This is a genomic window from Acinetobacter apis, assembly GCF_900197575.1.
GTDB classification, from domain to species: domain Bacteria; phylum Pseudomonadota; class Gammaproteobacteria; order Pseudomonadales; family Moraxellaceae; genus Acinetobacter; species Acinetobacter apis.
This window is the reverse complement of the sequence record NZ_FZLN01000002.1, coordinates 316,822-338,539: the sequence shown is the minus strand read 5'-3', so window position 1 is coordinate 338,539 and position 21,718 is coordinate 316,822. Positions and strand designations below refer to the sequence as shown.

The 21,718-nt window shown below is 37.6% G+C and carries 21 protein-coding genes and 1 rRNA gene; 13 read left to right on the top strand and 9 right to left on the bottom strand.

Annotation, left to right across the window (positions count from 1 at the left end):
• Positions 1 to 87 (top strand): 5S ribosomal RNA (gene rrf, locus CFY84_RS08150); the annotation flags it as partial.
• A 90-nt stretch (positions 88 to 177) separates the two neighbouring features.
• Here rrf and CFY84_RS08145 read toward each other — a convergent pair.
• Positions 178 to 849: a DUF1345 domain-containing protein gene (locus tag CFY84_RS08145; protein WP_088823717.1), complete on the bottom strand. Its 672-nt coding sequence runs from the start codon at positions 847 to 849 to the stop codon at positions 178 to 180.
• Between the two features lie 163 nt (positions 850 to 1,012).
• Here CFY84_RS08145 and argA point away from each other — a divergent pair, with 163 nt between their 5' ends.
• The 6 genes from argA to CFY84_RS08115 all read left to right on the top strand — a co-directional run bounded on the left by argA (position 1,013) and on the right by CFY84_RS08115 (position 8,153).
• Positions 1,013 to 2,365, top strand: a complete 1,353-nt coding sequence (argA, locus tag CFY84_RS08140; RefSeq protein ID WP_088823716.1) for an amino-acid N-acetyltransferase — start codon at positions 1,013 to 1,015, stop codon at positions 2,363 to 2,365.
• Positions 2,366 to 2,497: 132 nt separating this feature from the next.
• On the top strand, positions 2,498 to 3,109 hold the full coding sequence (locus tag CFY84_RS08135; RefSeq protein WP_088823715.1) for a TetR/AcrR family transcriptional regulator: 612 nt from the start codon (positions 2,498 to 2,500) through the stop codon (positions 3,107 to 3,109).
• Positions 3,110 to 3,252: 143 nt separating this feature from the next.
• Positions 3,253 to 4,251: a riboflavin biosynthesis protein RibF gene (gene ribF, locus CFY84_RS08130; protein ID WP_088823714.1), complete on the top strand. Its 999-nt coding sequence runs from the start codon at positions 3,253 to 3,255 to the stop codon at positions 4,249 to 4,251.
• Between the two features lie 61 nt (positions 4,252 to 4,312).
• The gene (gene ileS / locus CFY84_RS08125; protein ID WP_088823713.1) at positions 4,313 to 7,150 is read left to right on the top strand and encodes an isoleucine--tRNA ligase; all 2,838 of its coding nucleotides are present in this window, start codon (positions 4,313 to 4,315) and stop codon (positions 7,148 to 7,150) included.
• Entirely contained in the window at positions 7,143 to 7,664 is a 522-nt protein-coding gene (lspA, locus tag CFY84_RS08120; protein ID WP_088823712.1) for a signal peptidase II, read from the top strand. The genes ileS and lspA overlap by 8 nt, the downstream gene beginning before the upstream one ends.
• A 6-nt stretch (positions 7,665 to 7,670) precedes the next feature.
• Entirely contained in the window at positions 7,671 to 8,153 is a 483-nt protein-coding gene (locus CFY84_RS08115) for an FKBP-type peptidyl-prolyl cis-trans isomerase (protein WP_088823711.1), read from the top strand.
• A 34-nt stretch (positions 8,154 to 8,187) separates the two neighbouring features.
• Here CFY84_RS08115 and CFY84_RS08110 read toward each other — a convergent pair whose 3' ends face one another.
• The 4 genes from CFY84_RS08110 to ubiG all read right to left on the bottom strand — a co-directional run bounded on the left by CFY84_RS08110 (position 8,188) and on the right by ubiG (position 10,969).
• Positions 8,188 to 8,601, bottom strand: coding sequence for an RcnB family protein (locus CFY84_RS08110; RefSeq protein ID WP_228149621.1), 414 nt, complete (start codon positions 8,599 to 8,601; stop codon positions 8,188 to 8,190).
• Positions 8,602 to 8,808: 207 nt separating this feature from the next.
• Entirely contained in the window at positions 8,809 to 9,552 is a 744-nt protein-coding gene (locus CFY84_RS08105; protein WP_088823710.1) for a YciK family oxidoreductase, read from the bottom strand.
• 32 nt (positions 9,553 to 9,584) lie between these two features.
• Entirely contained in the window at positions 9,585 to 10,256 is a 672-nt protein-coding gene (locus CFY84_RS08100; RefSeq protein ID WP_088823709.1) for an HAD family hydrolase, read from the bottom strand.
• Positions 10,253 to 10,969 (bottom strand): bifunctional 2-polyprenyl-6-hydroxyphenol methylase/3-demethylubiquinol 3-O-methyltransferase UbiG, encoded by a 717-nt coding sequence (ubiG, locus tag CFY84_RS08095; RefSeq protein WP_088823708.1) that lies wholly within the window; start codon positions 10,967 to 10,969, stop codon positions 10,253 to 10,255. Before ubiG ends, CFY84_RS08100 begins: the two co-directional genes overlap by 4 nt.
• 182 nt (positions 10,970 to 11,151) lie before the next feature.
• Between ubiG and CFY84_RS08090 the strand changes: the two genes are divergently transcribed.
• Positions 11,152 to 11,772 carry a thiol:disulfide interchange protein DsbA/DsbL gene (locus CFY84_RS08090; RefSeq protein ID WP_088823707.1) on the top strand — a complete coding sequence of 207 codons (621 nt, stop codon included), beginning with the start codon at positions 11,152 to 11,154 and terminating at the stop codon, positions 11,770 to 11,772.
• An 8-nt stretch (positions 11,773 to 11,780) separates the two neighbouring features.
• Here CFY84_RS08090 and CFY84_RS08085 read toward each other — a convergent pair whose 3' ends face one another.
• The 3 genes from CFY84_RS08085 to CFY84_RS08075 form a co-directional block, all read right to left on the bottom strand.
• Entirely contained in the window at positions 11,781 to 12,431 is a 651-nt protein-coding gene (locus CFY84_RS08085) for a TetR family transcriptional regulator (protein ID WP_171289062.1), read from the bottom strand.
• Between the two features lie 130 nt (positions 12,432 to 12,561).
• Positions 12,562 to 13,401 carry a 5'-methylthioadenosine/S-adenosylhomocysteine nucleosidase gene (locus tag CFY84_RS08080; RefSeq protein ID WP_228149625.1) on the bottom strand — a complete coding sequence of 280 codons (840 nt, stop codon included), beginning with the start codon at positions 13,399 to 13,401 and terminating at the stop codon, positions 12,562 to 12,564.
• 17 nt (positions 13,402 to 13,418) lie between these two features.
• On the bottom strand, positions 13,419 to 14,318 hold the full coding sequence (locus CFY84_RS08075; protein WP_088823704.1) for a 5'-methylthioadenosine/S-adenosylhomocysteine nucleosidase: 900 nt from the start codon (positions 14,316 to 14,318) through the stop codon (positions 13,419 to 13,421).
• A 287-nt stretch (positions 14,319 to 14,605) separates the two neighbouring features.
• Here CFY84_RS08075 and tsx point away from each other — a divergent pair, with 287 nt between their 5' ends.
• From tsx to gap, 4 genes are all read left to right on the top strand, one after another.
• Positions 14,606 to 15,487, top strand: coding sequence for a nucleoside-specific channel-forming protein Tsx (tsx, locus tag CFY84_RS08070; protein ID WP_088823703.1), 882 nt, complete (start codon positions 14,606 to 14,608; stop codon positions 15,485 to 15,487).
• Positions 15,488 to 15,648: 161 nt separating this feature from the next.
• Positions 15,649 to 16,365 carry a ribonuclease PH gene (gene rph / locus CFY84_RS08065; RefSeq protein ID WP_088823702.1) on the top strand — a complete coding sequence of 239 codons (717 nt, stop codon included), beginning with the start codon at positions 15,649 to 15,651 and terminating at the stop codon, positions 16,363 to 16,365.
• 561 nt (positions 16,366 to 16,926) lie between these two features.
• Positions 16,927 to 17,217 carry a hypothetical protein gene (locus tag CFY84_RS08060; protein ID WP_088823701.1) on the top strand — a complete coding sequence of 97 codons (291 nt, stop codon included), beginning with the start codon at positions 16,927 to 16,929 and terminating at the stop codon, positions 17,215 to 17,217.
• Between the two features lie 66 nt (positions 17,218 to 17,283).
• A complete protein-coding gene (gene gap / locus CFY84_RS08055) occupies positions 17,284 to 18,285 on the top strand; it encodes a type I glyceraldehyde-3-phosphate dehydrogenase (RefSeq protein WP_088823700.1) in 1,002 nt (333 codons plus the stop codon).
• Between the two features lie 752 nt (positions 18,286 to 19,037).
• Here gap and CFY84_RS11370 read toward each other — a convergent pair.
• Complete coding sequence (locus CFY84_RS11370) at positions 19,038 to 19,163, bottom strand: VOC family protein (protein ID WP_265734648.1); 126 nt, start codon at positions 19,161 to 19,163, stop codon at positions 19,038 to 19,040.
• Positions 19,164 to 19,738: 575 nt separating this feature from the next.
• Here CFY84_RS11370 and ilvD point away from each other — a divergent pair.
• Complete coding sequence (ilvD, locus tag CFY84_RS08045) at positions 19,739 to 21,571, top strand: dihydroxy-acid dehydratase (RefSeq protein ID WP_088823699.1); 1,833 nt, start codon at positions 19,739 to 19,741, stop codon at positions 21,569 to 21,571.
• Positions 21,572 to 21,718: the final 147 nt, after the last annotated feature.

The following is a 21,718-nucleotide window of genomic DNA, read 5'->3' as shown; positions in this document are numbered from 1 at the left end:
CTGATCCCTTCCCGAACTCAGAAGTGAAACCTCTTTGCGCTGATGGTAGTGTGGGATTACCCATGTGAGAGTAAGTCATCGCCAGCATCTTATTCTTAAAAGCCCCCTCAATCGAGGGGGCTTTTTTTATGCGCGTTTTTATATTATTAAAAGATATTTTTAAACTTTCTGATAAAATTAGCTTGTGATTAAGCTTGCAGCAATATTGATACAAATGGCCAAAATAATCGTATTAAAAGTAAAAGCAAATAAAATATGTAAGGTATTTAAAACACGCATTTTTCTTGAACTAATAGATACATCTGCCGTTTGTGATGCGGTACCGACTACATAGCTAAAATAAATAAAATCAGAATAAAGGGGTTTCGGTGTATTTGGAAACTCTAATCCACCTGATTGTTCTTTATTAAACTCAATGTAAAAATCATGTGCATAGTGAATAGCAAAAATAGTATGCACCAACAGCCATGCTAACCCAATGGTGATGAGTGACAAACCAATATGTGCATACTTTAAATCAGCTTGATTTGGGATATGTGATAAATTAACAAAAATGGCAAACAAACACATTGCTAAAGCAAAGCATACAAAAATGAATATCAACCATTTCCCTTCATCTTGTCGCTCGGCGCGACCGCTGATGTCTTGATGATCATCATCCTTCAAGAGTAAATAGGTGGTTAAGAGATATAAACTTATTGCTGAATTCCAACAGACTAAGACTGTGGTAGACCATGTCCAACTGGTTAAATTGTGTAAAATGAGCCCAATCATTAAACCGAAAGGCAGCATAAAATAAAAGCGTGGATGATATCTAATGCCACGATATATTTTTCGAATAAAACTCATATAAATACTCTAACGGGTCAATATATTTTTAATGTACAGTGATAAAATTAAAATTGTTTTAGATCACAGTATGTTTATATTGAAATGATTAAAATCAATAAATTTGATGATTTAAACAAGATGAGAAGTCACTTGAATTGGAAAGGTACTGAGTAATAAATATATGCTAGACAATCATACGTCAATCGCCAGCACAACCACCCAAGATTACTTACATTGGTTTCGCCACACTGCACCTTATATCAATGCACACCGCAATAAAGTCTTTGTAATTATGTTTGAAGGTGCTGCATTAAAAAGCGATTATTTTCATCATATTATTCATGATATCGCTTTACTACACTCTTTAGGTATTCAGTTGGTCTTGGTACATGGTGCACGGGATCAAATTGAAGCGCAGTTAGCAAAACAAAATATTAAAACGCCAATTCATGATGATCGCCGAGTGACCACAAGAGAGTCATTACCTGAAGTGATGAATGCCGTTGGTGCATCTCGCATGCATATTGAAGCACTTCTTTCTATGGGACTTGCCAATTCACCGATGTTTGGCTCTAGAATTGATGTGGTTTCTGGTAACTTAATTACAGCCAAACCATTTGGAATTCATGAGGGCATAGATTTTCAATTGAGTGGGGAGGTACGTACAGTCGACACAGAATCAATTAAAAACTTATTAAAACAAAATAATATTGTCCTGTTGGGTCCAACAGGATATTCGACCACAGGTGAAGTATTTAATTTATTGGCTGAAGAAGTGGCAACCAAAACAGCAATTGCTTTAAAAGCGGATAAATTGGTTTTTTTGACTGAAGAGCAAGGTGTTATGAATACAGGTGGGCAATTGATTCGTGAATTGTCATCTGACTATCTCACCCCGTATATTGAGCAATACAAAAAGACATCGCCATATTTTTCTTTAATGTTAAAGCATGCAAAAGAAGCATCATTACATGGTGTACAGCGTGTGCATTTACTACCATTTTCATATGATGGTGCCTTAATCCAAGAATTATTTACACGTGATGGCGTTGGAACGATGCTGACAGATGCACATTATGAAGGTGTACGTATGGCAAGCATTGATGATGTAGGTGGCCTAATGACGCTGCTACGCCCATTAGAAGAGCAAGGTATTTTAGTGTATCGCTCAAGAGAGCGTCTCGAGAATGAAATCGAGCAATTTGCAGTGATTGAGCGAGATGGAACAATTCTTGCGTGTGCAGCTTTATATCCAATTGATACAGTCGATACAGAAGCCAAGTGTGCAGAAATTGCATGTGTTGCTGTTCATCCAGGTTACCGAAAGTCAAATCGAGGAAGCCAAATTCTTGCCTTTTTAGAGAGTCGTTCACGTCAACAAGATATCAAAACATTGTTTGTTTTGACCACAAAAACATCACATTGGTTTTTAGAACATGGCTTTGTTCAGGCCAGTGTGGACGACTTACCAAGTGCAAGACAACAACTGTATAATTATCAAAGAAACTCATTGGTTTTTAAAAAAATCTTATAAAGAATGGCGGATAGATAAAAACGATAGTATTTAATTGATTTTTTCATCATTTTTTTAAACAAATCAATGCACAAATAAGAGTATTTGTTCTAGAATCTATGTATCTATTTTTTTGATAATTTGTCACATCTTATGGAACTTAAAAAAAGTACGCAAAAGCGGAACCAACTTTTAAATGCAGCCTTAGATGTCTTTTCAGTCTATGGGTTTACTGGCGCAAGTTTGGATGAAATTGCTAAACTTTCCAATATGCACAAGTCAAATATCTTTTACTATTTTTCTAATAAAGAAGCACTTTATGTTGAAGTTCTTACTTCTGTATTACAAAAATGGTTAGAGTCGATGCAGGTATTACATGCAGATGCTGATCCTGAGGAAATGTTGACCAAATATATTGAAAATAAGCTTGAGTTTTCTCGTGTGAATCCAAAAGCATCTAAATTATTTGCCCTTGAAGTGATTCAAGGTGCGCCTTATATCAGCAGTATTTTAAAGGGCTCAATTAAAAAACACTTTAAGCGTAAAGTAAAAGTGATTTCTGATTGGCAAGAGCAAGGCAAAATCTCTGAACATATTGTTCCTGAATTATTTATCATGAATTTATGGTCATTGACGCAAAGTTATGCAGATTTTGATATTCAATTTGATGCATTAACAGGTAAAACGTTGCGTAACCGAGCATTTCATCAAAAAGCAATCCAAAATACAGTACACACGTTACTGTATGGCGCAGTGACTAAGTAATTAGGTTGGGCATTATTTATTTTGGCTTAGTCAATTTAAATATGCCCAAACTTGAGTTTTGAAAAGAAAATAACAATACAAGACGAATTGATCATAATATGGCAAAATAGCCAAATATAAATAAATTACCTTACGCTTGGTCCATGAAATTACTTCGTCTGCATGCATTATCACCCCATATGCAACTGCCCAAAACGGCGGTGACTATTGGCAATTTTGATGGTGTTCATCTTGGACATCAGGCCATGGTGAAACAATTAAAACATGTCGCTTTAGAAAAAAACCTAAAAACATTAGTCATTGTCTTTGAGCCACAGCCGCTTGAGTTTTTTAAGCAATATGATGCACCACCTAGAATTTCATCTTTACGCGAAAAAGTAGAAGCATTGGCAGCGTTAGGCGTCGATTATGTGGTGATTGTAAAATTTAATGCTGAATTTCGTAATCAGAGTCGTGAAAACTTTGCCTCAATTTTAAAAAATACATTAAATGCAGAGCATTTGGTGTTAGGTGATGATTTTCATTTTGGAAAAAATAGACAAGGTAACAGCAAGTTTTTAAAAACCTATGGTTTTGTTGTCGATAATTTAAAAACCGTGGTTCTAGATGGTGAGCGTGTAAGTTCAACACGAATCAGACGCGTATTACAACAAGGTAATTTAGCATTAGCCAATCAATTATTAGGTCGTCCCTATAGTATTATTGGTCGTGTACAGCATGGCGATAAGCTTGGTCGAACTTTAAGTTTTCCAACCATCAATATTGGTTTAAAGCGCCATAAACCGTGTTTAAGCGGAATTTATGGGGTAGATGTGGTGTGTGAAACACAGCCGTTAACTGACCATATTCGTAAAGACAGTGCCTTAACAGGCGTTTTAGGCTATCAAGAGCAGAGCTTATTTGGTGCAGGCCATGTTGGAACGCGCCCTGCAATTCAACAAGACACACCAGAATGGCGTTTAGAAGTTCACTTTCCTGAAGTTTCTGCTAATCTGTATGGCTTATTAATGCGTGTTACGTTTTTAAATTATTTACATGGCGAAAGAAATTACGCTTCATTGGATGCTTTAAAAGAGGGAATTCATGATGATGTTGTACAACTGCTTGAATTTAGGCAAAACAACAGCACTTTTCCTTTTTAATTGATTTATTTTTTTGAAATACCTGAGTACTTAACATACTTTGAAATTGGAAGCCACTTGCATGAGCGATAAGCAAAATCCTGAAAACGTCGTAGATTATAAAGCCACATTAAATTTACCGGGAACCGAGTTTGCCATGAAAGCAAACTTAGCAGTCCGTGAGGTGAAATGGTTAGATGGTTGGTATGCAGACGGCATTTATCAGCGAATTCGTAACGCGCGTATTGGCAAGAAAAAATATATTTTGCATGATGGCCCTCCTTATGCCAATGGACAAATCCATTTGGGCCATGTCGTGAATAAAGTATTAAAAGATATCATTCTTAAAAGCAAAACATTAGATGGCTTTGATGCGCCTTATGTACCAGGTTGGGACTGCCACGGTTTACCCATTGAGCTGAAAGTAGAAGAAAAAGTAGGCAAAGTGGGTGAGAAAGTCACTGCATCAGAATTTCGTCAGCATTGCCGCGAATATGCATTAAAGCAAGTGGATATACAGCGTGAAGACTTTAAACGGTTGGGAATTTTGGGAGATTGGGACAATCCTTATCTTACAATGAATTTTCAGCAAGAAGCCAATATTGTGCGTGCTGTAGGTGAAATTCAAAAGAAAGGTCATATTCAACCCGGTTTAAAACCAGTCAATTGGTGTTTGGATTGTGGTTCAGCATTGGCTGAAGCTGAAGTTGAGTATGAAGATAAAAAATCTGATGCGATTGATGTCGGTTTTCGTGTTGTTGATCTTAATGATTTATCAACACGTGTCGGTCATAGCATTACTGATGATACCGATATTGTGATTTGGACAACCACACCATGGACATTGCCTGCGAACCAAGCTGTTGCATTGCATGCTGAAATTGAATATCAATTGGTTGCAGTAAATAGTGTACGTGGTGCGCATAATTTAATTTTAGCCAAAGATCTTGTTGCTTCAGCATGTGAACGTTACCAGCTAGAGTCGCCTGTGGTACTTGCAGATTTTAATGGTCAAGCTCTAGAGCACTTGAAATTACAACATCCATTGATCGCAAGCCGTCAAGTGCCTGTCATTTTAGGTGAGCATGTGATTGCCACCAGTGGTACAGGGGCTGTACATACAGCAACAGGGCATGGTGTAGACGACTATAAAGTTGGCTTATTGTACGGATTACCTGTAGATAACCCTGTTGGTGGTAATGGGGTCTATTTGCCTACAGCGCCTATTTTTGCAGGCGAGCACATTTATAAAGCCAATCCAAAAATTATTGATGCTTTAAAAGAAGGCGGTAGTTTATGGGCTCATGAGCCGATTCGCCACAGCTATCCACATTGTTGGCGCCACAAGACACCAATTATTTTTAGAGCAACACCGCAATGGTTCATTAGCATGGATCAGCAAGGGTTAAGACAAAATGCCCTTCATGCGATTGAAAACGACATTCAATTTATTCCAAATTGGGGTAAAAACCGTATTGAATCAATGATTGATGGTCGTCCTGATTGGTGTATTTCAAGACAGCGTACTTGGGGTGTACCTATCCCATTCTTTGTGCATAAAGATACCAATGAGTTGCATCCGCGTACTGAAGAGCTGATTGAAGATGTTGCTGCATTGATTGAAAAAGAAGGTATTGATGCTTGGTTTAACCGTGATGCGAAAGATTTCATTGGCGATGATGCAAATGAATACCGTGCAATCCGCGATACCTTAGATGTATGGTTTGATTCAGGCACCACACATTATGCAGTACTTGACCAGCGTGAAGAACTACAAAGCCCTGCAGATTTGTATTTAGAAGGTTCAGATCAGCATCGTGGTTGGTTCCAATCTTCATTATTGACCTCTGTTGCAATTCATAATCGTGCACCGTATAAAACCTTGTTAACACATGGTTTCACAGTGGATGAAAAAGGACGCAAGTTATCTAAATCATTAGGCAACTATATTCCTTTAGAAGATATTATTAAGCAGCTTGGTGCAGATGGCTTACGACTTTATGTTGCATCAAGTGATTACCGTTATGAAATTTCCGCATCTAAAGAAATTTTTAACCGTGTCAGTGACAGCTATCGCCGTATTCGTAATACATTACGCTTTTTATTAGCCAATCTAAAAGGTTTTGAACCAAGCCGTGACTTAATTGCAGCTGAATCATTAATTGAATTAGATCAGTATATTTTAAAGCGTGCAGGTGAAGTACAAGCAAGCATTATTGAATCATATGCAGATATGAACTTCCATGCGGTATGTAGTGCATTAACCAACTTCTGTATTAATGATTTAGGTGGTTTTTACTTAGATATTATTAAAGATCGTCAGTACACAACCAAAGCGGACTCACAAGCTCGTTTATCTGCACAAACAGCGCTATACCATATTGTGCAGGCTTTTGTACGTTGGATGAGCCCAATCTTAAGTTTTACCGCTCAAGAGGCATGGCCACTGATTCCTGAGCAACATGAAGATTATGTGTTTACTCAAACATGGTATGACTTGCCGAACGTGTCATCGAATATCATTTCAGCAGAAGATTGGCAGCAATTAATCCAAGTGAAATCAGCTGTTAATAAACAAATTGAAGTCGCACGTAATGCAAAATTGATTGGTGGTAATTTATCGGCAAAAGTGCAGCTTTGGGCAACACCTTCGCTTGAGCGCATTTTGAAACAGCTTGAAAATGAATTGCGCTTTGTATTGATTACATCAGAAGTTCAAGTGTTTGCCTTTGATGAGTCACAAGGCGATGCCACAGATGTAGAGGGTTTACGTATTGCTGTGGTGGCTGCAGAAGGTGAAAAATGTGCACGATGCTGGCATGTTTTACCTGATGTGAATACACATGCTGCACATCCAGGTTTATGCTCTCGCTGTATTGAGAATGTAGATGGTACAGGTGAAGAGAGAAAGTATGCCTAATCCACAGAAAGAGAAACAATCTAAAATCCAAGCTGCTAATGCAAAGTGGCTTGGTATTCCATTGCTTGCAATTATTCTTGACCAATGGACTAAACATATTGCCAGCACATCATTAAATTATGCTGACCCGCAACATGTTTTGCCATCACTCAATTGGACGCTGCTACATAATTATGGCGCAGCTTTTAGTTTTCTGTCTCAAGCAGGTGGTTGGCAGCAGTATCTTTTTACCGGTCTAGCCAGCGTAGTGTCAGTGATTTTTTTATTTATACTGATGCGTATGCCTAAAGGCTTAATTATTTTACCACTTGCCATTGCGCTGATGTTAGGTGGTGCGATTGGTAATTTGATTGACCGTATCACACTTGGATATGTGGTGGACTTTATTCATGTGTATTATCAAGATCATCACTTTCCTGCATTTAATATTGCAGACAGTGCAATTACCTTAGGTACAATTTTATTGCTTATTGATACTTTCTTTTTAGAAAAGAAAAGAAAGACACAGGTTTAATGGATTATGTCTGACATTATATTGCCCAATGAAGAAACGCGTATTCAATTAAATTCTACAGTGGAATTGCATTTTTCAGTGGCACTAGAAAATGGTGTGGAAATTGACAATACCCGTCAGCATGGTGAGCCTGTTCATCTTGTGGTGGGTGATGGCAGTTTATTACCTGGCTTCGAATCTGCATTAATGGGATTAAGGGCAGGTGACCGTCGTACAGTGCATTTACCACCAGAAGATGCTTTTGGTCCGTGGAATGCTGAGAATGTACAAACATTTGATACAGTGAAGTTTGCTGAACGCCCAATTGTTGGACATTTGACTGAATTTGAAGACAAAGCCAAATCAAGTTTATTTGGTGTGGTGCAATCGGTTGATGATAATGTAACTACGGTAGATTTTAATCATCCTTTGGCCGGAAAAAATATTAGCTTTGAGGTGGAGATTTTTAAAGTCACTCCGCCTGGGCAGTCTGGTATTCAAATTCAATAATTAAAAAAAGCTCTAAATTTAGAGCTTTTTTTAATTATTGGACTCGAACAATTGCATTGTTAGTATCAACCAATAAAAAATCATTGTTAATTTTATACCATTGTTGGTTTTTGCCGGGTGCTGACAACTGATATTCACTCGGCTCAACTTTATAGCGATCACTGCGATAATGTTGTGGCATGGTATAACCTTCTTGCCATTTGATATGCTTTAAGCGTTCAAAACCGCGTTCTTCTCGTTCACGGCGCCGTTCTTGTAAGTCATCAAACAAGTCACGGCTTTGTGAAAAGCTTTGTCGTTGGCTGATTTCGACACGTCCCATCATCATATCGCCGCCCATACCGCCGCCACGACCTCCACCACCAAAGCCACCCCCACCACCACCGGGACCAGCAAAGACATGAGGGCTTATGGATGCAAATATTATAATTAAATGATATTTTTTCATTTCACATCTCTAAAGTGACGGTCAATACATACAGGTTGAAAAGATGAGCTACTGTATAAAAAAAATGCAGAGAGAGTATGAAGATTGCGCTGTTATTTTATTAAGTGAACATAAAATAACAGCATAAAAATAGCATGAATTGAAAATAAACAACGTATTTTTTTTTGTAATTTAACCGTATTTTTTCAATGATAGATTAAAAATAAATCATTGAGCATTAATGCTTTCTCCATTTAAGTGTTTGCTGTCTTCACCCATGAGGTAAAGGTAAGTTGGCATTAATGCTTCTGATGTAGGTAAGGTTAATGGATCTTCATCAGGATAAGCTTGTGCACGCATTGCTGTACGTGTTGCGCCAGGATTAATGCAGTTAAAGCGAATATTTTCTTCGGTATTCTCTTCAGCAAATATTTTTGACAACGCTTCTGTACCAAATTTTGAGACAGCATATGCGCCCCATAAAGCGCGTGCTTCCCGCCCAACCCCTGAACTTGTAAAAATCACAGAAGCACTTTGTGATTTTTTAAGTAAGGGTAACAGCGCTTGGGTCATCAAAAGTGGTGCGCGTAAGTTGACAGCCATGACTTCATCCCATATTTCTATAGGATAGTCTGCAAGGGGCAGTCTTGACCCTAAAATCCCAGCACTGTGTAAAATACCGTCTAAACCGCCAAATTGTTTTTCAAGCGTGTTGTACAGCGTTTCATACTCTAAGGTTGATGCACTTGAGAGTTGTAAAGGTAAAATAGCAGGTTGTGGCGCACCTAATTTTTCAATTTCATCATAAATGACTTCAAGCTTATTGAGTGTTCGACCATGAAGTACCACCGTTGCACCATGTAATGCATAGCTTAATGCAGCAGTTCGTCCAATTCCATCACTTGCGCCAGTCACTAAAATAACTTTGTCTTTGAGTAAATCCGTTCTCGGTTGATATGCTGTGTACTTCATGATGAAGTCCTCCATTCATGCCATTATCAATTTTAAGGTGAGATCAATGCTTCAATTTCAGCATGTAATTGCTCTACCGTGTGGACAATATAATCTGCATTCCATGCATCTAAATCATCTTTCGCATCAGGTGGTAAATAGCCGTAGCCTGCTAAAATAGTGAGCATGTCTGCACTGCGACCTGCATCAATATCACGTGGATGATCACCCACATAAATAATATCTTCTGCGTCAAGATCAAGTTGTGATGCAGCCAAATACATCGGTTCTGGATCAGGCTTGGTACGGTGTACATCATCAGGACATACCAAAACAGCACAACGTGTTTTTAAATCAAGCGCATCTAATAATATTTCACTTAAATAACGTGGTTTATTGGTGACGATACCCCAAGGAATAGATCGTTGCTCTAAATCTTGAAGCAGCTCATCCATCCCATCAAATAGCTGTGTGTCGACAGCAATATTGTCTTGATATTCAGATAAGAAGCGGTCGCGATGTTTTAAGAACGTTGCTTCATCTAAATGAGATGGATAGACCAGTTTTACCATTGCACGTGCACCTTCAGATACCCGTGCACGGATGAGGTCTGCATCTAATACAGGAATTTCTGCTTCGCGGCACATGTTTTGTACAATGCGGATAAAGTCAGGTGCGGTATCAATTAAAGTGCCGTCTAAATCAAATAAAACCGCTTTTTTCATGAGCTTGCTCGATTTTGAGTATGAATCATGTAGTTCACATCAACATTAGGTGCAAGCCAATAACGTTTTGTCAGCGGGTTATAGTGCAAACCGATCATATGTTTTAACTCAAGATCAGCGGCACGAATGTCATATGCAAGTTCAGAAGGTTTAATAAATTTATGATAGTCATGCGTACCTGTAGGCAGCAGTCTTAACACATATTCAGCACCGATAATGGCAAATAAGTAAGATTTTGGATTACGGTTGATGGTTGAAAAGAATACATGACCACCAGGTTTGACTAAAGTTTGGCACGCTTTAATGATCGATGCAGGGTTAGGCACATGCTCAAGCATTTCCATACACGTTACAACGTCATATTGTCCAGGCTGTTCTTTAGCAAGATCTTCAACAGAGACCAGTCGATAATCAATATTTTCCACATTCTCATGGGCAGCATGCAGCTTTCCAACACCAAGTGGTGCTTCTGCTAAATCAATACCTAATACATGAGCACCTTTGCGTGCCATGCTTTCAGTTAAAATACCGCCACCGCAGCCAACATCAAGTACTTTTTTGTCTTTGAGTCCTTCTGAATGTTCATTAATCCAATTCAATCTGAGCGGATTAATTTCATGTAACGGTTTGAAGTCGGAAGTTTTATCCCACCACTTTTCAGCAAGTGCTTCAAATTTAGCAACTTCTTGTAAATCAACATTGGTATCTGACATGTTTTTATCCATTTTGTTATAAAGTATTGGTGATTTAAGCTAGTGTAGCTTGTCTGCGAGAAAAAGTGATAATCCTTAAAAAAAACTTCACACAAACATGACGTTTTATGCACCATACTTTTTAAAACGCAAGATATGCTATGTTAGTTCAGATTTAACTCAGGAAAAGGAACAGTTTCTTAATGAAAAATATTTTAATGTACGGCTTTGCCGCAACCATGATGGCTTTCTCAGTTCAAGCGTCAGCTGCAGAACAATATGTCGCAGACAAAGACTATACTGTGTTGAAAAACCCATCGCCTGATGTTGGCAATAAAATCTCTGTACGTGAGTTCTTTTGGTATGGTTGCCCACATTGTTTTAAATTAGAACCATATATGCAAACTTGGTTAAAAGCATTGCCAAAAGACGTGACTTTTGTGCGTACGCCTGCAGCGATGAACCCAGTTTGGGAGTCAGGTGCACGTACTTATTTTGCATCTGAATTATTGAATGTACGTCAAAAAACACATTTGCCATTGATGGATGCAATCCATGTAGATAATAAGCAAATTTTTGACCAAAAATCAGCAGCACAGTTTTTTACCAAATATGGTATACCTGAAGCTAAGTTTAATAGCGCATACAACTCATTTGCAGTCAGTAGTAAAGTGGCTGAATCAAATAAATTGGCACAGCAATATCAGTTGACAGGTGTACCTGCAGTTGTTGTGGCTGGAAAATATATGATTCAAGGCGAAAATGGCCGTGTTACTGCAATTCTAAATTACTTGCTTGATAAAGAACGTGCAGCGAAAAAATAATTGTAAACTCAGTGTTCTTCAGCCAATGACAATGTGGCTGCTGACGTTTTAATAGGCTGTCTTAAAAAAGAAATCTTTTTTTGACAGCCTTGAACAAATGACTGCTTATAAGATTCAGCAGGCGCACCAGCCTGAGACAATTTGATCCATTCTTTTGACCATACAAGTAACAGTTGTAATAATAATTCTGAAAAAATATAGAGCTGTTCATCAGTTGCATGCTGATAAGTTTCTAGTTTTTTTAAGTCTTTCATTAAATCAATCGTTAAATTGTCCACTTCGCTATAAATGGTTTCTTCTAACGTGGAATAACCACCCCACCGCTCAGAGACAAAAAAATGCCAATAGATGGCATATTTGCTGACTTGATCTAAAAATAAGTTAAGTTGATATTCAATTGAATCTGGATGTTTATAGAAAGTCGTTCTTGATTGAAGTAGGGTGCTTTTAATTAACACGCTGACTTGATCAATAGTGGCTTGTGCCAAGATGTCTTTATTTTGAAAGTAGCGGTATAGCGCACTTGGTACGATACCCACTTCTTTAGCCAATTGTCTTAAACTGATGGTATGAAAGGATTGTCCCTGATGGCTTAGCATCAGTACAGTATCAATAATGGTTTGGCGGTTTTGTTTTTTTCGCTCTGAACGTTGTGACATGCCGTGTTGACCTAGACACATTAAAATAAAGTTGGCTTATTTTAACCAATAATGTGTCATAAAATGGTAGAAATATGAAACAAATCATATCAGTCTCAATTTCATTCAAAATTGAGACTGATCAAAGTCATTATTTTGCTTTTGATGACAGGTATGTTTTTGCAACATCAAGCACAAAATCTTGGCAAGCTACACCTGTATTTGGGTTATAACCATCTTGATTAGTCAGGTTATTTGATAATACACGAATCCCAATAAACGGCACATGATAGAGCGATGCCACTTGTGCAGCAGAAGCAGTTTCCATTTCTTCAATCGAAGTTTGATAGTTGGTGTGGAAATAATTAATTCGATCTAATTCATTATTCCATACATCTGCTGAACCAATCACACCATCAACCACTTTGCCTTTGTTATAACGACTTTGGCTTTGGTGTGCAGCAGCCAAAAGTTTTGCATCTGCTTGAAAAATCAAACGGCGACTTTCTTCTTCAGGACGATTATTCTGAGGCAATAGATTGAATGATTTATTCCATGTTAGCGCATTAGAACCTTCACCCACGGCTTTTTTCGGGGTGATAAATGCACCAATGTTGATTGAAGATGTGCCAATGACAATATCAAAGACATGCAATTTTGGATCATGACCGCCAGCCGTACCTTGGTTAATAATTGCTTTAGGATGATAATGTTCAATCGCAAGTGCTGTAGCTGCAGATGCATTGCCCATTCCCATGAGTGTTCTTGAGATTACAATTGGATAGCCTTCATAAGTGCCTTCCCAAAACTGCCAACCCCCCATTTTTTTGGTTTTTACATTTTTTAGTTTTTGAACCATATGATCGGTTTCAATATCTAAAGCCCCTTGGATAATGACAGGCTGTTGTTTCACCGCAGCATGTGATTGGATGGCAAGTAAAACTAAACCTGAAGCAATGGCTGATTTCATAACAAGTTTAAACATGAAAATTTTTCCTGACTGACGTACTACTGTAGTGCTTTAACATATTGAATGACGAGTTTTGATGAATTTTTCGCCGCCAATTTGAAAAAGACTTCTTCTTCATTTTCACCCGAACCACCGCCTGCTAAATCAGACAATGAACGAAATACAATAAATGGCACTTGGTTGACATAGGCAACATGACCAATGGCAGCAGATTCCATATCTACCACATTGGCTTGGAAGGTATTAAATGCAAATTGACGCAGTTCGGCATTATCCATAAACGATTGACCTGAAATACCTGAACCACCGAAGACCACTTTTGGTGTATGACTTAAGCAGTGATCTTGATCTGTACAACGATCAAGTTGTGGCTGCACTAAGATTTTTTTAGCTTGAGCCATTAAATGATCATCCACTTTAAACCAAAATTTTTCTTCAGGGGCTTGTGCGCCATTGGCAATTTGTACATTTTGCGGGAACATCATACCAAAATTTGGGTAAGGCGTTTTCAAAAAGCCCGGTGCAACAAATTGACCGTTCACTTGGCGTGCTAAAATATTTTCAAGATATTGTCCCCATTGATCAGGGACAGCAACATCACCAATGCTCAAGCTTGGGTTTACACCGCCTGCAATACCTGAAAAAACAATACTTTTAATATTAAAATGATCTAATGCCATTTGGGTGGTCATTGATGCATTGACCATCGACATACCCGATAAAAATAACACCACATCTTTATTGCCAATTTTTCCAGTATAAAATTGAGTTCGATGAATGGTATGTAACTTGGCATCTTTTAATGCTGCACGTAATACAGGGATTTCAGGTTGAAAGGCACACACAATCGCAATGCGTGAAACAGGATCGGCTTTTGGACCTGCCCATGAAATTGTGCTTAAAAATAAGCTCAGAACAGCAATTAAAATTGTTTTCATCAAGTTAAGTCCTTTTCAATGAAGGCATGGATTTCACCACAATATTTTATGATTTATCCATTTGCATCGCATAATGTGCCGATGCTTGAGTCAAATTGTTTAAAATCAAAACGCTTGTCGGCATTCGTTAAAATAAAAATATAGTTTCTCATATAAGTTTAATAAAATAACAACGTATTTTAACATTAGGTATTTTTTTAATTGCTAATGACAAGGTTGTATTGGCAAATAATTCATATCGCGTGTTTGTGGCTATTTTCAAATGATGTTTAGGAGCGAATTTCACCATGCCGACAAAATTACTTCAACGCTATGGCGCTGTGCTTGGTTTGGCCGTGATAGGTTGTGGATTTCAAAGTGCGCATGCAGGTATCAATGCAACCATGTGGGGAATTTACAGCAATAATATTAAGTTTAGTCCTAAAAAAGTTGAAAATGCTTATTTAGAAATTGAATACTATGGGCAAACAGGACCTATAGATTGGTATGGCTATTTCGATGCGCCTAAATATTTTATGGGCAATGAAAATATTAATGGGGTATGGGATCGTGGTGAAGCAACCTCTTATTTATTTATGGAACATCAACCTAAACTCTCGTTTAACCGCTTAACAGGAAAAGATCTGTCTGTTGGTATTTTTAAAGATTGGTTTATTGCTGCTGATTGGATTTTAGATGCAGGCAATGACACATTAACGCGTCAACATACTTTGTATTACGGTGTGGGGACAACAATTGATACCCATACCAAACTTGGTATGAATGTTAATTTATATGCACGTCAGCAATGGGAAAACTATGGTGCAGCCAATGCTTATCAGTCAAATGATGGTGGACGTTTACAAGTTCAGTTTTTCTATCCGATTTACCAATTTAAAAACGGGGCTGCACTGAATTATTTCACCTTCTCAAATTATGACTTTGGTTCAAATTTAGGCGACAAAACCAATCAGGCAGGTGGAAATTATTTAAGTACCAGAACCAATGAAGCTTTTGTTTCAACCCACATTTTTTCTTATAACACCAAGCATTTTCGCGCCTATGCAGCAGGACGTTATTTCCATAATGGCAGTCAATTTAAAGATGGTGCATTGAATAATTGGGGCAATGAATTTGTTCAAGACAGCACAGGTTGGGGCTATTATTTGGGGTTAGGCTATCAATTTTAATCGGATAAGCCTATAAAAATTCATCTGAATGTAAACAGCAAGATGTATGATATGACCATCAGAGCAAATTCAGCTTTCATGAGCATATGCCTCTAAATCGGCAAAGAATCTGCTATGATGGTAACCTATATTATATTTTGTTTAGAAGCAAAGGATGAGTTATGCGTATTGACCAACGAGCGTCAGATCAGCTACGTGATGTAAAAATAACAAGAAATTATACACGCTATGCAGAAGGGTCAGTACTGATTGAGTTTGGACATACAAAAGTACTGTGTACTGCCAGTGTGGATTCAAATGTACCACGCTTTTTAAAAGGTAAAGGCCAAGGGTGGGTTACTGCCGAATATGGTATGTTGCCACGTTCAACCCATACCCGTTCAGATCGTGAAGCAGCCCGTGGCAAGCAAAGCGGTCGTACCCAAGAAATTCAGCGTTTAATTGGGCGCAGTTTGCGTTCGATGATTGATTTAAAAAAATTGGGTGAATTTACTATTACGATTGACTGTGATGTAATTCAAGCAGATGGTGGCACACGTACTGCAGCAATTACAGGGGCAGCGGTGGCATTGGTTGATGCAGTCAATGGACTAATTGAAAAGAAAAAAATTAAGCAAGATCCATTAAGAGGTTTAATTGCTGCGATTTCTGTAGGTATTTATCAAGACGAAGCATTGCTTGATTTATGCTATGAAGAAGATTCAAACTGCCAAACAGATTTAAATGTAGTCATGACACAAAATGGCGAATTTATTGAAATTCAAGGCACAGCAGAAGATAAACCATTTACTCGTGAGCAAAGCAATCAAATGCTAGCGCTTGCAGAAACAGGAATTCAAGCTTTAATTAAACACCAACAACAAGCCCTTGGTTGGTAAGTTAACTTGCAGTTCAATTAAGCCCATTGAATAATGGGCTTAATGCATTTTTAGGGTGCAAAATACAGAAAAATAAAGACCCAATTTAGCGCTTGCATGTGGCTTATAATTTGATTACGATAAAAGTGTAATCAATCTGCTTTGAATGGATTAAAGCAGTACATGAAGTTGATTTTGTAGTTATCAGTGACTATATAGCTTAGGGACAGTACACATGAAAAAAGTATTAAAAACAAAATACAACGCAATGCTCTCACGCTTATATCACGTTTCATCTACAACACACATTTTTATATTTAACATCTAAATTTTCTTTGATGCTGATCGTCAAAAGCATTTGGCTCGTATGCTGAAATCTATGCTAATTTAATGAAATAAAGCATGCACTATGATCGATCATATTTGCTGAATTTATTACTCAGTTTTCAATAATCTATACTAAGGTAGTATTTGATTTAGAGGGATTAATAAATAAGGTGTTTTGTGAGATAAAAATGTAAATTTCAAATAGTGGTGGTTTAATCTTGCGCTATTTATAAAGGTTTAATGGAGTGGGTGGATATGTCATATTTTGCAATCATGTTTGAAACAGACGATACAAACTTTAGCCGCGTTGAAGATGCGATACATACTGTTTCGAAAGGCGAATGCCAAAAAATTTCACATAATTTTTGGATTGTAAAAACCACAATTCATCCTGACGCTAAAAAAGTACGTGATTATATTAAAAACTATTTAAAACTCGATTTTGATGACAAAGTATTTGTTGTAGCAGTAAAAAATGATGAGTCACCTTGGGCATCTTGGGGACTCGAAAAAAAGGTTGTTGATTGGTTAACATCAAAACCATAGTTAGAAGTTTCAGTGTATAAAATATAGTAAAGAAGACGGACGTTTTATTTAAAAGGTGAGTATAAAATGATTAATGTTGCTATTAATGGATTTGGTCGTATCGGACGTAGTTTCGTTCGTGCACTTCAAGCAAAGCAAACCGAAATTAACATTGTTGCAATCAATGATCTAGGGTCTGTAAAACAACTAGCACATTTATTAAAATACGATACAGCATTCGGTAACTTCCCAGGCGAAGTGAAATTTGAAGACAATGCACTGTTTATTGATGGCAAAAAAATCACAGTTTACCAAGAAAGAGATCCTGAAAACTTACCTTGGAAAGAACTTGACGTTGACGTGGTTCTAGAGTCAACAGGTGTATTTGTTAGCGGTCCAGCAGCATCTAAGCACATTAAAGCAGGCGCAAAGAAAGTGGTTATTTCTGCACCAGCATCTGATGTTGACTTAACAGTTGTACATGGTGTGAACCATCATTTATATGACGCAGCGAACCATCACATTGTTTCAAATGCGTCATGTACAACCAACTGTTTAGCGCCAATTGCGAAAGTCATTAATGACAACTTTGGTATTGAAAATGGATTTATGACAACAATCCATGCTTATACTCAAGATCAAAATTTACAAGACTCTCCGCATAAAGATATGCGCCGTGCTCGTGCTGCTGCACAAAACATGGTTCCAACATCTACAGGTGCTGCAAAAGCAATTGGTCTTGTTATCCCTGAATTAAAAGGCAAATTAGACGGCGGTGCAATCCGTGTTCCTGTTATCACAGGTTCAATTGTTGACTTGTCTTTAAATCTAAGCAAAGAAACGACTATTGAAGAAGTTAAAGCAGTTGTGAAAAAAGCAGCTGAAAATGAGCTTAAAGGTGTACTTCAGTATACTGAAGATGAAATTGTATCTTCTGACATCATTAAAAACCCATCATCTTCAATTTTTGATGCGCAATTAACTAACGTGATTGGTGGTAAATTCCTTAAAATCACAAGTTGGTATGACAACGAGTGGGGCTTCTCTAACCGTTTGATCGATACCATTCAAGTGGTTGCTGCTAAATAATTTAAGCCGCATACTTAAAAAGCCAATGCTTTGCATTGGCTTTTTTTATGGCATTTAAAAATCACACACATATTGCTTGTTATATGAGGGTGTATTGGTAGATATTTTATATCTGATATCCACCTTTCAAGTGAAAACACGTTTTATTTAGACAAAATTTATATTATTAAAATTATTAAAGTGTTGAATTTAAACATATATTTTAAATTTAGTTTATATTTTAAACATATGTAGGTTGTGGATCACATACATAGAATAAAATTACATATAAGATGCTTATTATGAATTTGGGGATTCATGGAAAACAAAAAATAATAAAGATTTTTGATGTTGCAATCAGCTTTGACTCGCTATGAGTTGAGTGGTTGAAGTTGATTGTAGCGTCAAAGATTAACAATAAAATTATCACAAACATATAATCTAAAAATTTAAATTTAACTGTTTTTATTTGAGTTTTCATTAGATTTGAATGAGTCTTTCTCCAATCACTTCAATGATTCTCAGCAAATAACCATCAGGATCTTGTACTAAAAACTGTCTTTGACCATGTTCAACATCATTTTGACGATACCAGCATTCATTGAGATCAGAAAAAAGAGGCCATTGTTTTTCTTTGAGCCGATTTAATATTAAATCGATATGTGGTATTTCAATTTGAAAGTGAATTCCTCAGCCAAAAGGATAGTTTAGTTGTCCTGTTAACCATAAGTGCTGTTGTTACTCTTCTAGCATAAATTGAATGCCATTTTGCTCTAAGTACATAATTTATCTTCAATTCTTTGATACTTTAAAGAGAATCCAAGAATATCTACCCAAAATTGGTAACTAATGTTTAAATCTTTCACCATGAGTTCAGGAACCAAGGGGTTTAATTTCATGATTCTCTCCGAGATCAAGCCACCAATGTATTTACTCAAAAAGGACTTGATCCAGCTTGTAAGGTTTTATATTGAATGAAAATGGTATAGCAACGTCAATATAACCTTTATATAAGTTTAATCATCCAAGGTCATTGTATATTTCTTCCAATGTTCTTTAAGAATGTGAATCTATTGGTTAGAATAGAAAATGACAGTAAAGTGAACGTTGTTGTTCATAACGTGTTAACGTGATATGTAATTTAATTTTGAAAATTCGCCATTTTAGTTAAACCCACTGAATGCCAGCGCGATGATGAATGCTTACCCAACCTATCTATTTAGGTATTGCTTCTGCGCAAATGCGACATTTTCATGATTCATCACTGAAATATGCAAATTATGATGAGGTCATCAACCTAGTCCATTAATTTAATGTTCTTAAAAAAGTTCTTGCATGCTCAGACGAGATCGCTGTTTATTAACAGTTAACCAAAAACTATGATGGTACAAAATTTATTTGTATGACACGCAATTTAAGCTGATGATTCATCAACATTGCATTACCATCTCAAGCATCAATTTGGAAAAAACACATGCCTGATTATCGTTCAAAAACATCGACACATGGAAGAAATATGGCTGGCGCACGCGGTTTATGGCGTGCAACAGGAATGAAAGATGATGATTTTGGGAAACCAATCATTGCTGTAGTCAACTCATTTACCCAATTTGTGCCAGGTCATGTGCATCTAAAAGACTTAGGTCAATTGGTGGCTGAGCAAATTCAAGCATCAGGTGGTGTGGCCAAAGAATTCAATACCATTGCTGTTGATGATGGGATTGCCATGGGTCATGATGGCATGCTGTATTCTTTGCCTTCTCGTGATTTGATTGCAGACTCAGTGGAATACATGGCCAATGCGCATTGTGCAGATGCCTTAGTCTGTATTTCAAACTGTGACAAAATCACACCAGGGATGTTAATGGCATCAATGCGCTTAAACATTCCTGTGGTTTTTGTGTCAGGCGGTCCAATGGAAGCGGGCAAGGTAAAATTTCGTGGCAATGAAAAAGCCATTGACCTTGTTGATGCAATGATTGTTGCAGCAGATGAAAGCTATACTGATGAAGAAGTACAAGACTTTGAGCGTTCTGCGTGTCCAACATGTGGTTCATGTTCAGGCATGTTTACAGCCAATTCAATGAACTGCTTAACAGAAGCTTTGGGTTTGTCTTTACCCGGCAATGGTTCAATTGTTGCAACCCATGCTAATCGTAAAAATTTATTTTTACGTGCAGGTGAAGTGATTGTAGACATTACTAAGCGTTATTATGAGCAAGGTGATGAAAGTGTATTACCACGTTCAATTGCAACTAAAGCTGCTTTTGAAAACGCGATGACACTTGATGTATCAATGGGTGGTTCAACCAATACGGTTCTACATTTATTGGCTGCAGCGCATGAAGCAAATGTTGACTTTACAATGGCAGATATTGATCGCTTATCACGTCATGTACCTGTGTTGTGTAAAGTCGCACCTGCAAAACAAGACGTACATATGGAAGATGTGCATCGTGCAGGTGGGATCATGGCAATTCTTGGCGAGTTAGGTCGTGCAGGCTTGTTAGATACATCGGTTAGCACTGTGCATGAAAAAACCTTGGCAGATGCGATCCATAAATGGGACATCATTACCAGTGAAGATGAATCCGTGATGGAGTTTTATCGTTCATCACCAGGTGGTATTCCAACACAAGTGGCATTTTCACAAAGCCGTCAATATCCGACTTTAGATGGCAACCGTGAAACAGGTGTAATTCGTAATGCAGCACATGCTTTTTCACAAGACGGTGGTTTAGCGGTATTGTTTGGTAACATTGCACTTGATGGTTGTATTGTGAAAACCGCAGGCGTTGATGACTCGATTTTGAAATTCACAGGTCAAGCTCGTGTATTTGAAAGCCAAGATGCAGCAGTAGATGCCATCTTAAAGTTAGACATTAAAGCAGGTGATGTGGTGGTCATTCGTTACGAAGGACCTCGTGGTGGGCCAGGCATGCAAGAAATGCTATACCCAACGAGTTACTTGAAGTCAAAAGGCTTAGGAAAAGACTGTGCTTTAATTACAGACGGTCGTTTCTCAGGTGGTTCATCAGGTTTATCAATTGGCCATATTTCACCAGAAGCTGCTGAGGGTGGTGCTATAGGCTTGGTTGAAGACGGTGATACCATTGAAATTGATATTCCAAACCGTACGATGAATGTACTTGTATCAGATGAAGTCCTTGCTGAGCGCCGTATTGCCCAAGAACAATTGGGTTGGAAGCCAAAAGAAGACCGTCCACGTAAAGTATCAAATGCATTAAAAATTTATGCAGCACATGCAACCAGCGCAGCCAAAGGCGCTGTCCGTATTGTGTATTAAAAATCGTTTTCTGAGATGCTCTGTGTGAGCATCTCAGATTTTATCTGTGATAAAAACAATCAGACTGAATTAGCTTTTAAATATAACAGTCATTACACATAAATTTTGTTAAACTAAAATGTCTTAAATATTGCAAAGTTAAGCTTT